The organism is Vibrio sp. Vb2880, from assembly GCF_033337975.1.
Classification (GTDB): domain Bacteria; phylum Pseudomonadota; class Gammaproteobacteria; order Enterobacterales; family Vibrionaceae; genus Vibrio; species Vibrio alginolyticus.
Window position 1 is genome coordinate 1 of sequence record NZ_JAWORT010000046.1, and the last position, 11,437, is coordinate 11,437.

Below are 11,437 nucleotides of genomic sequence, written 5' to 3' on the forward strand. Positions count from 1 at the left end.
TTCAGGTAAAGGCAGAGGGTCTGGATATCCCTGTCATTCATGACCTTCAATGCCTGTTGTCTGACTACTGAGAAGGGCTGATTGTCATCAATATTCTCGTCAACAAACAGGTGAAGTAGCTCTGCCGCTTTCGTGACATTGTCCGCAGCTGACTGCCAGGACAGGAACACTGCTTGTTGTGCAAAGGCGTTGGCGGCTTCCTGTTGTTTTCGGATATGGTAAACAAACCCATCCGTCAGGCGCTCCAGTGCAAGTTGCATGCGCTCTGTCAGATGACACAGTAACCACAGGTGCTGCTGTGAGCGTTTGAAGCGCCGCACTTTACTGCCGTAGTAATCAATAAGGCCGCTGAAGTGTTGTCGATTTTTTAGCGACAGATTGAGCCTGTCCACAACGTCATTTATTTGCGTGTGCCATGGTGCTAACCGGTGGTAAATGGCGAGCTCTTTTTTAAGCTCAGGCACGGTCAGACTTTTGGCACCACCCCTGAGATGGCTCAGACTCAGCCCGTCGTCTTTAGTAGTGATTATGTTGTCCAGAAAGACGTTAAGTTCATTACTGGTAAGTTGATTCAGTTGGAGCGTCAGGTCTTTTCTGACCTGTTGCATTGTGCGGCTTATCAGTCTTTGAAGCACGGAGTACTTAGGAATGGCAATGTTATGGCTGGCAAGGTATTCAATGGCCGCATCAAAGAGGTGTCGAGGCTCCAGCCAGGCATGACCAATGTAAACCAGGTGGTGGCACAGAGCATTGAGGTGCTGTTTTTCATTCCACTTATTGTAATTTAGTAGACGCAGTATCCTTGAGTAAATACGGTCACGCTGCATTTTACTGACACTGAAAGGCCTGATCCCTTTACCTCTTTGAATTTGGGAGGCAATAAACTGCATGTCGATACTGATATCACGGAAACTCGGAGCAATGATCACTGGCTTAGATTTAAAATAGCCCAGAAGCGCCACGAAATAACAACGATGTTTAGTAAGCCTGATAGTACGGCATTCGGCCTGTTCTACATCGTTTAGCGAAAAATACAAACGTTGTTCCTCAATAGAAAACTGAGGTGCTGAATACAAGTCTCGTTGTTCTGCCTGAGTCAGAATCGAGAGTTCATTACTAATTGCCATGATGAATAAACGCCAATATGATTGATGGTGTTTATATAAGATGGCAGAATATTGGAAGGTAACCCACCGCCACAGACCATATAATATAATACCTGTAGCGTTCTATGTTACTTTAGAGGGGAAAATCCCTAGAACCCCAAGAAGTTACGTTCCTTGAGTGCCTTAGCTAGCAACGATTCTGTAGTCGCTTGAAGTACGTTTAAAGATTTTAGATGTCCTATTAGTCTACCCATCGTCTTATCACTAACTTCCTGATCAAAGCTATCAAACTTAGCCTCCCACTCCTCTTGGGTGTGCTTAGACTTTGCCTCTCTTTCGTATAAATCACAAAAGATGAGCAACTGAATAATCGATTGCTCCACACATTGAGCACGATACATCGCTAAACCGTAATATGCGTAAACTTCTTTACAATGTTCTGATTTGTCCATAATAATTTTTTTTCGTTTGGGTCATATTTTCTCCACCTAACAAGGTGGCTAGCTCAAGATCTACATTTATAGGTCCCAATTGCACAACATCTCTACAAAGATGTATTCATTTAGCAACTAATTGACGTAAATTATTCTTCAACTGTCTAACTGTATCTGATTGAGACACTTCCCATTCTTTAGAAAGATACTGAATTACGGTATCAACATCTGAGGGGAACAGTATTTTTCCCGAAACTTTCGCAAAAGGTCCATCTGTTTCTAGAAGAATTTTATCTTTAGGTAACCAAGATATAAGTCGCTTTCCACGTGCTGAGAAAAGCATTGCTGGTCCAACTGAAAAATAACAACCTATATCGACAGCTTCTAATAACTGTTTTTTTGTCCCCAAAAACCAGTGGAGAACAGGGATGCCTGCTTTCGGGTGTTTTTTCAGACACATTAAGGTTTCGTCTACTGCATTCAGGCTATGTATTGTTAGAACTTTATCATTGAATGACTCACATTTTTTCAGAATGTGATTAAAAACCAATAATTGGTCATCAAAATGCTCTCTCCAGCCTTTTGATCCATCTAGTCCAATCTCACCTATATATTTAGTTTTCTCTATAAGTCGATCGAAAATTGGTAGTTCATTTTTCCTTAAATGAGCTAGCTGAGGGTGCAATCCCAAAGCGGTTTTGCAATGCTTAAGCCCTTTTGTGAGATTAACAGTGCCTTCGAAGGCTGAAGGCACTGTTGTTACAGATAATACGTAATAGTTTGAGCGTTCAATGTCATCCAATACCTTCTGATGTTCGGGGTATAGATCAACATGGCAATGCATATCCATCATGATGTTTTGTTAGCCTGTATAAACACTTCAACTTCCATCAAACCACGCTTAAGCGTTGATTCCAAGGCATTACGTATAGACTTATCTAGTGGGATTGGACCAGATTTACGTAGCCAAGATTTGTAATTATTGGTTTGCTTCAACCGGATAATGGCTGTTTGAACTGCTTGCAGGTCGTCTCTTGTATCCTTCTCTTTAATTAGCGTTTTCAATCGCTTTGTTTTATATGGTGCGTCATCATCAAAGCCAGCATGATGAACAGATGCTCTTCTAATTAGACAGGGCAAGCAGTGCCCACATTGTATGTGTTCTCTGTGCCAGTGGCTGCATGAAACGCTTAGCGGTACGGCTTTTTTAATAGCGTTTTGGTCAACGCACTCAGCCAACATCTCCCCCTTTGTTTTAAACTGATAAGGGTTTACGAATTTGACGTCAAAACCTATGCGTGTCAGCAATTCTTCCAACCTCTGCAAGAAGTTGGGGTGTGTGGTTCTCGTACTGTGACTACCTATTCGCCTTCTAGTTAGTGGTGGATTGATTGAGATATAGCCATTCTCAGGAACGATAATGGTTTTAATACTGGCATCACAGTTAGCACTTCTCAGTGCGGAAATGCCCAATACGGCCATCGCCAAGAAGTTAAAGCTTCTCCCACGCATACTTATGTCCGTTCTGCCTTCATATGTTTTAATTATATGAGGAGAAATTGAATAGGAGAGCTCAGCAAATGGAGAAGACAACAAAGTCTTAATTTCTTCCTGTTTTGCACCATCTCCACGATAGGCGTGACTTACTAAGAGAGGCTTATATTCTGACTCTCCATTAAGGATATCAATAGCACCCACTGCACTATCAAGACCGCCAGAAAATAGGCAAACAGCATTTTTTCCTAGAAGAGTTTTGGCTTTATATTTAGCCTGCTTACTTATCTTAGGTTTAGGCAGTTCCATTGATGTCTGCTCAAAAGTGAACATCCATTGATCGCCAGTAAGAAAGTTCAAAATTGAACTCAACTCAGCGCTTTCTGCATTCCATATATTCGGTTCACTTACAGGGATGTGAAGGTGCATTTGCCTTGACCAAGCATTCTCAGCCTTCTCTCTTAACTCAAAAGTATCTGCTGCGGTAACAGCGGAAGCAATTGTAATTAAATCGATTGCCTTAGGCTCAACAGCAACTCCCAAGTCTCTTACTGTTTGCAGTAGTCCTCTGGAAGCTAAGCTGTGTTTTTTTTGATCATATTCGTGAGTGTGGAATAGTTGTACAGGGTGGCATGACTCTGAATATTCAGGTAGTTGGTTTGGATTATCATTGAAGTAAAACTTAGTCATCGAAACTCTCCCATTCTTCAACGGTCATTGCGATGGTATCAGCTTGAATCTTGGTAATGTTATTTCTGGTGATATTGCTAGGGTTGCCATTAGTGACCTTGTCTAGCTGCTCCTGAGCTATTACCTTGATAAGCTCCCTTAGCTCAACTTCCATGCTATGGTGCTTGCTAGCAGGTTCTACGTGGAACCAAGCCCTGCCCATGCCTTCAACCACATCTTGGAAAATCAAGTCAGTTAAATAGCAGCCGATGGCTTGTTGGATTACTTCTTCAGTAAAACTATTTGGATCGAAATCTTCTGTATCTGGTAGCGCTTCTTCCAGCGCGTAATCTAAGGCAATTCTCACAGAGTCTGAGTCAGCATTATCAGGAGCCAAATGTGAAGCAATTCTATCAATAGCTTGGTCAGTGGATAGGCCTTTCAAGTCATTTAAGGAAAGGCTTTGGTTGTTGACAGTAACAGTGTCTCCACGCATTACTCCAAGTAAACCAGTACCAGCCGTTATCCCACTAGCCAACCTTCGGCTTGTGGTTTTTCCACCACCAGAGCCTTTTTTAGAATAACTCTTTAGTGCTCGCCTTAGATCAGAGCTTGAACCTCCGGCCTTGGCATAATTCCCGAATTCTCTTCTAGCTCCTGCAAAACGGTTTGCAGGATTGGCAGTACCAGATGGTTTGCCGATTTCCTGCTGAACTTTTTCATTGTCGATTTCCTTGTCACCTTGATTTTCCCCGTCCGGGCCACCAGTATCTTGAGCTGGCTCAATTGTTACAGGCGGACTTTGTTCAGCCCATGACGGAATGAGTGGGCTCTGGTTATTAGGGCCAGTTGATGATGCTGAAGTACCCATTAATACCTACTTTTCTAATTCCTTGATAATTACATTCAACCACCTTTGCTTTGGCAGTCCCTTCACGTAAGTTAGTAGCGCCTTTTTACATTTAGGCTCTTCAACTGCTAGTAGTCTCGCGCCATATATGCCTGGGGGAGCTTTTGACCAATCACTTACAGTCCTGAAGTTTTCAATTAGTCCATCCATCACAGCTAAATAGTCTTCTCTTGGGGTCGCTGCTATGGCATTTTGGTTTGTATGGCTTAGTCTTTCCGTTTGTTTCATTAAATCCTTCACAAGCTTTTGAGCAGCGCCGGACATAACTGCATTCACTAGGCCCATGGGGATACTCTCTCTACTTAAGTATGCCGCTGGGGTCAGGTTCACATTTGCAAACATCGGTGGTAGCTTCGACCACTTGTCAAGAAAGGCTAAATCTAGCTTCCACTCTTCTGGTAAATCCATATCATCGAATTCAGCTTCTGGATCTTCCAATTGAGCCAGAATCTTTGGAGAACCACTCTCTGTATCAATCAACTGATACAGTTTGTTTGTTGCTTGAGTCCCCAAACAACGCTCAAATATCACCAATTTGGTAATGGTTTTCTCATCCAGCTGCATACCACGACGGAGTGCTGTTTTTCTTCTCATTTTCACCTGATTTAAGAGGCGTTTAACAATTCGAGGGTTCCCATTTATATTGGAGGACTCTGCGAGCAATGGAGCAAGTTGTTCGGCCACGATGAACTTACTTCTGAGTTCGTCCTTACCCTGAACATCTTGAACTTTATCAACGTCCAAAAGCTCATCGACTGATATGGGTGACTGCTTCCAAGATAGCTGAAGAGACTGCTCTAGGCTTTCCCTAAGCCCCTCAAGCTGGTCACTCGTAACGCCATGATCTTGAGCTGTCAACATCATCAGGTAAGCTCTGATTTCTAGAGTACCAGGTCTTGGAACGTGTACTGGGATTTGAATTAATTTATCTAGGTAGTCTGTTTGGTGGCGCTGCGAAGCTCCCTTGTGATATTCCGGCACAGCTAAGCGGATCATATCTTCGTCTGCCGCAATCACGAATGCTGTATTTGGTAAAAACAAAAATAGTCGTATCGCTTCCAGCGTCGAAATTGCATTAAATGGCGAGCAACGGTCCAAGTTATCGACATAGACTATGAGTGGTTTATCAAATTCACTCAACAAGTCTGAGTACGCATTGCGGAACTCTTTAATTTCTTTTGGGGGTGAAAAAGCCTTTTTAGGCTTTAAAATTTCTTTGTTATCTTTAGCTATCTGCTTCGCACCATCTACTGCATCCTTGGCATCACCAAAGTCTAGTTCGCGATCCTCTCCACCACTGAATAGCCCCATCAACTTCTGAAAACCACCCATGGTGGGAACGCCAGCTAAAGCTGCACCACCATCCATCAATAATCCCAAAGATCTAATGATGTCAACACGTCCTGCAAACTCTTTAGCCTTCTTGCTCAAGCTGGCGTTGTCTTTCGCTTGGTTTACCAAGGTAGATGCAATTGTCTCTAATAGAGCCGCTTTAGCATCGTCATAGCCTTGATACATCCATGCATCGAAATGGACTTGAATGTAGTCTTGCTTCTCTTCAGATATTGATTTTTTGGTTAGCTCTAAGATTGTTGATTTTCCTGCCCCCCAATCCCCAAAAACGCCAACAGATATTGGCATCAATTCCTTTTCGGTGATTAGATCCTTAATCGATTCGGCAGTTTCACTAAAATTTAAAAAGTCTAGTGAGGACTCTTTATCAGACCACATTTAAACCCCATTTTGTCTACAAAATAGCTGTTTTCAACACGCACTATTTTCTGACTTTTAAGTCAAGCCCCAAAACTAGAGCGTTGGAACCATCTTTATTTGTTAAGACTTCTATTTTATTTGCCCGTACACTGACTTCTTCAGGTAACTCATCTTTAGAACAATGGATTACAAACTGAGTTTTGGTATTCTTGTAGCGGCTAATTAGCCCTTCATCTATGTACTTTTCAACATCTAATGGCGTTGAAAAAATATCCATATTCCTTTGAAGCTCTTCGGTTTCCTTAGTGTTCATATCTTCCTCATTTCTGCCAAAGCTATAACAGTCTATATCAAACTAAATATTCTGTTATTAGGAAAAATAGGTCAAATGATGACAAAAGAAGTGTGTCCCAAATCAGAGTCTGGCAAACTTCGGGGCATTTTCGATTTAGGAATGGCAGCGTATCGATTGCGATCGCGGCTATTTTAGCATGAGACTTTATTACTCTCTCACAGTAGAGTTAAAATAAAGCTAATCTGGTAAATAAAACGTCGGAACTGATTGCCAGGACTTTAAGTGACTATAAGACAGGAATCGAACTACCTGCCAGTTGCATTTGATACTTATTATCCCTGCTGGCAAGCGAGGTGACGAGCTGGTAGCTATTGCAATAGCTCAGAACAAGTGCTAGCCACTGGACGATAAACCTAACTTTGAAAGACTCTCTTCTCCTGTCAACACTGGGTGATAATGAAAGTGCGGTTTTAGACTTTCAGCAAACTGACTGACAACTTTTGGAAAGCCACTGTCTCCAGCTTGACTCTCGTAAGTTGAAATAAACGTAAAATCTAGTATCTCCATAGAAGGCAACGTCAACCATGCGTGAATATTGGCCATATTGGTAGGTGAACAGTCTAAAATTGATGACTTGATATCATCCTCAGTTAACTCAAAATATTTATTTCCATCAAATGTAATAGATCCAATAGTGAATATTGGTGGCGCTCCGTAAAAATGTTCTACCGCTTTCATTAGTTGAGAATGAATATTTAGACACTGTCCTACGAGATCGGTGTCTTTTAGTGGGTTATATAGATAATTTAGAAAATCCAAGCAATTTTGAAGGTTTTCATCACTACAAAATTTCGCATCTAAAGCCTTAAAGCGTGTATCAGACAATTTAAGGTACCTTGAGCGCTCAATCGCCAATTCGAACTCTTCCAAATATCTCAACTTCTGCTCCTAAGCATAAACGCCCTATTAAGGTTTGAGCAACGCAATACTGATGCCGCCGCATACCACCTTCATCACCTAAACCAACGCATAGTCAAAATGCCACACGTGCCGAATCACTCTTGAACAATTTGTTATGTTCATAGCTACTCTAAATCAACACTAAGGTTACTATCATTTTGGCCAACGGTTGTAGATCCAATACAGACATCTTGAAACACCACCAGCAATTCCTCCAAGTAGGATCAATGCCAGACCTTTAAACCCGGAAGATAGAGCATAGCCTAACTGTATTGATGTACTTCCCCAGCCGTTGGATAAGCCAGTTGATATAGCTAGTCCGAAGAGAATGATCAAGATAAAGCTAGTAATACTAATTTTCCACATTTTCATTACCAGAGAGAAAGCGAATGCAATGTAGATTAAGACCCTCAGCAATTCGATGAAGCCATAGTTAGCCATCCCAGCAAGAACATAGTTAATCGATTCGGTTAAGCTTAAAACCGCACTAAACAGAGCAAATATGGCCGCCCCCATGAAGATTACTTGTGGTAAATTGCTAACTGAAAGGTATACAAACAATCGGTTAAACAGCTGAGTAAAGAGTTTCGTCAATTTGTGTAATGAAGTGCGTACAGGGAATCCTATTTTGATCATTACTTATTTTCCATTGCTCTTAGCGCCTCACCCAGTAGCTCTTCTGTACTTAGATTTTTGTTATTAGCTAGGCTCTTATCAACTGTTCTCAGTGCCTTATATTCTGTACTTGTACTTTCGCCATCGATGTCTTCTTGTCGACGTCCATATGCAATGTAAATGTTATGAAAGACTCGATTGCGCTCCTCTCCAGTACAATCTAAATTTGCCAATTGCTTTTCAGCACCTTCAAACATGATGTCTAAGCTATCATCTGTTTTGGCTTTACAGAAATGCCGATAGGCTGTATCAATGCTTGTCTCTGTAGAAACGACAAATTTTTTCGTATTCATTTTAATAATTTTCTCATTCACTTAGCTAGAGTAATACTAAATCTATCCATGTAAGATAATATTTCAATTTCATTTTTATAAACTTCGGTAAGTTTACGTTTAGCTTTATTATACGCCCCTAACTTTCCATACTTCTCCACGGACACAACTGTAGTCTTTGTCGATAATGATCCGTCATCACCATATACATACCACTTGGCCAAATAATGGAGTTTTTTTCTTCGAGGGTCTGATTTGATAGGTGCGTTCTTTTCTATTAGTTTCGGCTCTAGACTATGGGGTAATCGGGTAAACAGTTCAGGCTCATTCAAGACTCTTTTCCAAAGCTTTTTCCCCCACAACTTTATGCCGATTTCGTTCCTTAACCTAATAGCTTTCTTTAGACCTTTCTTCTCTCCAATACGGATATAACCAACCGATCTATGAAGAATTTTATCTTCGGGTGTATGGATGTGAATCTTAAATGCAGTCTCAGCTTTTGAGATAAACCTAAGACCAGTGTTTGTCTCGAAATTGGATTTCATGTTCTAAGCTAATTATCCGTATAATTAATTGATATTTAATCTTCGTATTTACTGAGTTTGGTCTCCAAACTAGTGATCAATTCCGGTAGTTTAGATACATACTCTTTAAGCATAGTTATTTGATGTTTAGCTAGGCTTCGCGCTTGTTCAAGCTCCCTAGTTGTCACTAACTTTGAAGCATCTCCTCCAATATTTTTCCAAAGTCCTGCATCAAGTCTCTGGTTTTTATACTGTAGATCACCACCTTGAGTGCGAAAGCCGGTATCGGTTTCTTTGATTGCGATACGCTCTTTGATTTCCCCAGCTCCAACGGTGTAAATTTTAAAGGGAGCTTCGACCTCGGGTTTTCTTCTCGAAGACATGGGAATTCCTGCAATCTTACGACAGGTCTTGCAAATAGGTTTTCCGCTTAGTTTTGCATTTTCTATACTTTTGTGGGGGTCATTACTAAACCAAAGGTGTTTACCACATAGTGAGACCCATTGGCTTTCTTTGTTCTTACTCACATCGTGGTTAATATCAATAATACAAGGCATGTATATTCCTCAAACCTATCATGGCATTACTCACTATCAGAAAGTGTGAAGGGACTTCTTTGAAGTATCGCGTTTAAGGGGTAATTCAATCATCAAATTTACTCGGATAATTTAGCACATCACACACGTGCTGTCGATTAATTTCTATCCAATCACGATTTACTGCACCCCAATCTATTATCTTAAACTCACCACCTTTAGTGTGTTCAATTTTAATCTCCAATTCATGAATAGCTTTGATAGTATCCTGTGCCGTTCTACGAGGCATATTCGTTGCTTCCACTATTGCTGGGACAGTGTTAAAACCTCTATCAATTAGATATGCAACTAACAAACGTCTCAGAAATGAGGTTTGAGTTTTACTCGGCTTATTATCGTTCATGCTATCCTTCTTCGTTAAACAAGTTTTTTTTGAACAGTATTCATCATCTTCGGTAGGTAGTAATTCCCATTACACTGTAATATCTTACGTCATGACCTAGTTAACAAATGGTTTTCATTTAACCTAGCCTAGGCTTAGTAAACCATCTATACAACTAGACCACGACACAAGTGACAACGTCACGCAAAACTCAACCAAATTACTTTATGTTCCCGAACATATGCTTTAAGCAATGTGAAGTTCCAATATGCTGGTACAGTCTGTGTGAACGTAGTTTGTTTAATAGATTCGGACTCTTTAAATGCTTTATGCAGTCTTCGACTTCTCCCCGAGTAAAGAAACTACTTGGCATATTAAAATTAGTCGGGTGTACTGCCAAGCACCTCTCATTATTTGAGTCGGTATAAGTCATTTCAAACTCTAATTCCGGGTATATTTTCTGTAGCATGTTGATCTCATATACATAGCCCATATACTCATGATCAATGAACCTTTCGTGAATGTTTACGTTAGAAAGAGGGGAGGTATTTCTAAAAACTTCCTGGTTGTGGTGATAGAGGAACCGCGCAGTTATGGTCCTATGTTTTCCCTCTTCAATGAAGTAAGCATCCTCAACTTTTGTAAAAGAAATACCTGGTTTTACATGATGATCTAAATAGTAATTTGGATTTTCTTTGAGTTCCATTAGGGCTCGCTCAATACGTTTTAAGTGACGCCCACCTAAACAGTCCCCCCACTTCATCGCATCATAGCCTTGGCTATGACCAACAACGCGCTCTAAAGGAATACTGCCAAATCTCTTCTCAATATGTGGAAATAGATAAATTCCTCTACCCGTCAGATAATCGTCGAGAGGGAGTAATTCCGTATTGGTGAAATAAGCCGGATTTAGTCCATTTAGCTCCAGTATATTTGTTTTGATTGCCATACTCAGTTCCTCGTTAGTTTTTAAAGGTTTTAGCCACCGATTCGCTGGTGGGCTAATGAGCATATCAAGCAAAATGTCATCTCTACTACCTGAAGTCCCGCTTTTTGGAAGTCCAGTGATCGTATAGATAGAGTCGATTTATTCACATACAACCCCATCACCATCTCTATCGTTCATATAAGAGTATGCAGGATGTGATCTTCTTACTGGTGCAATACCATTTCTGATAGCTTCCTTGCAAGTAATCCTACCGTTATTATCTTCGTCATACATAAGTAACGGGGCGGACTTTGAAACGTTTCTCGTGGTTTTTATACTTTCCTCAGCAGGTTCATGTACGATCATTTCAGTGCTTGTGCAGTTTCTTAGTACCGAATCTAACGTTTCCACTTCTCTGCGGTCTACACTTAGAGCGTATTTCAACTTTACCTCGACCACTCTGGGGTTCTAGGGATTTTCCCCTCTAAAAAGACATAATCCTCTGTAGACCACACCAATAAATGGCTGCGGAGGTGGGT

15 protein-coding genes are annotated in these 11,437 nt (G+C 40.9%); all 15 read right to left on the reverse strand.

Going from position 1 to position 11,437, the window contains the following annotated elements; translation table 11 throughout:
* Window positions 1-1,127 (reverse strand): DUF4158 domain-containing protein (locus R7M92_RS24165; RefSeq protein ID WP_206926118.1); only part of this gene is annotated, 1,127 nt, incomplete at its 3' end.
* Window positions 1,128-1,255: 128 nt separating this feature from the next.
* Entirely contained in the window at window positions 1,256-1,558 is a 303-nt protein-coding gene (locus R7M92_RS24170; protein WP_077284361.1) for a hypothetical protein, read from the reverse strand.
* Between the two features lie 106 nt (window positions 1,559-1,664).
* The gene (qatD, locus tag R7M92_RS24175) at window positions 1,665-2,393 is read right to left on the reverse strand and encodes a Qat anti-phage system TatD family nuclease QatD (protein ID WP_025634089.1); all 729 of its coding nucleotides are present in this window, start codon (window positions 2,391-2,393) and stop codon (window positions 1,665-1,667) included.
* Window positions 2,390-3,724, reverse strand: coding sequence for a Qat anti-phage system QueC-like protein QatC (gene qatC, locus R7M92_RS24180; protein WP_025634087.1), 1,335 nt, complete (start codon window positions 3,722-3,724; stop codon window positions 2,390-2,392). The genes qatD and qatC overlap by 4 nt, the downstream gene beginning before the upstream one ends.
* Entirely contained in the window at window positions 3,717-4,574 is an 858-nt protein-coding gene (locus R7M92_RS24185) for a hypothetical protein (protein WP_054574966.1), read from the reverse strand. The genes qatC and R7M92_RS24185 overlap by 8 nt, the downstream gene beginning before the upstream one ends.
* Before the next feature lie 6 nt (window positions 4,575-4,580).
* A complete protein-coding gene (locus R7M92_RS24190; RefSeq protein WP_025634902.1) occupies window positions 4,581-6,344 on the reverse strand; it encodes a P-loop NTPase fold protein in 1,764 nt (587 codons plus the stop codon).
* Window positions 6,345-6,387: 43 nt separating this feature from the next.
* Window positions 6,388-6,639, reverse strand: coding sequence for a hypothetical protein (locus tag R7M92_RS24195; RefSeq protein ID WP_025634901.1), 252 nt, complete (start codon window positions 6,637-6,639; stop codon window positions 6,388-6,390).
* A 375-nt stretch (window positions 6,640-7,014) separates the two neighbouring features.
* Window positions 7,015-7,560 carry a hypothetical protein gene (locus R7M92_RS24200; RefSeq protein WP_025634899.1) on the reverse strand — a complete coding sequence of 182 codons (546 nt, stop codon included), beginning with the start codon at window positions 7,558-7,560 and terminating at the stop codon, window positions 7,015-7,017.
* 174 nt (window positions 7,561-7,734) lie between these two features.
* Window positions 7,735-8,217 (reverse strand): hypothetical protein, encoded by a 483-nt coding sequence (locus tag R7M92_RS24205; protein WP_025634898.1) that lies wholly within the window; start codon window positions 8,215-8,217, stop codon window positions 7,735-7,737.
* Window positions 8,217-8,549: a hypothetical protein gene (locus R7M92_RS24210; RefSeq protein WP_029811850.1), complete on the reverse strand. Its 333-nt coding sequence runs from the start codon at window positions 8,547-8,549 to the stop codon at window positions 8,217-8,219. The genes R7M92_RS24205 and R7M92_RS24210 overlap by 1 nt, the downstream gene beginning before the upstream one ends.
* Window positions 8,550-8,566: 17 nt before the next feature.
* Window positions 8,567-9,073, reverse strand: a complete 507-nt coding sequence (locus R7M92_RS24215) for a hypothetical protein (protein ID WP_029811849.1) — start codon at window positions 9,071-9,073, stop codon at window positions 8,567-8,569.
* 35 nt (window positions 9,074-9,108) lie between these two features.
* Complete coding sequence (locus tag R7M92_RS24220; RefSeq protein WP_025634894.1) at window positions 9,109-9,609, reverse strand: hypothetical protein; 501 nt, start codon at window positions 9,607-9,609, stop codon at window positions 9,109-9,111.
* A gap of 85 nt (window positions 9,610-9,694) precedes the next feature.
* Window positions 9,695-9,991, reverse strand: a complete 297-nt coding sequence (locus tag R7M92_RS24225; protein WP_025634893.1) for a helix-turn-helix domain-containing protein — start codon at window positions 9,989-9,991, stop codon at window positions 9,695-9,697.
* Window positions 9,992-10,190: 199 nt separating this feature from the next.
* Window positions 10,191-10,919: a hypothetical protein gene (locus tag R7M92_RS24230; protein WP_025634892.1), complete on the reverse strand. Its 729-nt coding sequence runs from the start codon at window positions 10,917-10,919 to the stop codon at window positions 10,191-10,193.
* A 138-nt stretch (window positions 10,920-11,057) separates the two neighbouring features.
* Entirely contained in the window at window positions 11,058-11,264 is a 207-nt protein-coding gene (locus R7M92_RS25140) for an excalibur calcium-binding domain-containing protein (RefSeq protein WP_077284359.1), read from the reverse strand.
* Window positions 11,265-11,437 lie beyond the last annotated feature (173 nt).

Bases quoted from the DNA above. Each gene is read 5' to 3' on its own strand.
- R7M92_RS24170 (WP_077284361.1), bottom strand. From the start codon at position 1,558: ATGGACAAATCAGAACATTGTAAAGAAGTTTACGCATATTACGGTTTA.
- qatD (WP_025634089.1), bottom strand. From the start codon at position 2,393: ATGATGGATATGCATTGCCATGTTGATCTATACCCCGAACATCAGAAG.
- qatC (WP_025634087.1), bottom strand. From the start codon at position 3,724: ATGACTAAGTTTTACTTCAATGATAATCCAAACCAACTACCTGAATAT.
- R7M92_RS24185 (WP_054574966.1), bottom strand. From the start codon at position 4,574: ATGGGTACTTCAGCATCATCAACTGGCCCTAATAACCAGAGCCCACTC.
- R7M92_RS24190 (WP_025634902.1), bottom strand. From the start codon at position 6,344: ATGTGGTCTGATAAAGAGTCCTCACTAGACTTTTTAAATTTTAGTGAA.
- R7M92_RS24195 (WP_025634901.1), bottom strand. From the start codon at position 6,639: ATGAACACTAAGGAAACCGAAGAGCTTCAAAGGAATATGGATATTTTT.
- R7M92_RS24205 (WP_025634898.1), bottom strand. From the start codon at position 8,217: ATGATCAAAATAGGATTCCCTGTACGCACTTCATTACACAAATTGACG.
- R7M92_RS24210 (WP_029811850.1), bottom strand. From the start codon at position 8,549: ATGAATACGAAAAAATTTGTCGTTTCTACAGAGACAAGCATTGATACA.
- R7M92_RS24215 (WP_029811849.1), bottom strand. From the start codon at position 9,073: ATGAAATCCAATTTCGAGACAAACACTGGTCTTAGGTTTATCTCAAAA.
- R7M92_RS24220 (WP_025634894.1), bottom strand. From the start codon at position 9,609: ATGCCTTGTATTATTGATATTAACCACGATGTGAGTAAGAACAAAGAA.
- R7M92_RS24225 (WP_025634893.1), bottom strand. From the start codon at position 9,991: ATGAACGATAATAAGCCGAGTAAAACTCAAACCTCATTTCTGAGACGT.
- R7M92_RS24230 (WP_025634892.1), bottom strand. From the start codon at position 10,919: ATGGCAATCAAAACAAATATACTGGAGCTAAATGGACTAAATCCGGCT.
- R7M92_RS25140 (WP_077284359.1), bottom strand. From the start codon at position 11,264: ATGATCGTACATGAACCTGCTGAGGAAAGTATAAAAACCACGAGAAAC.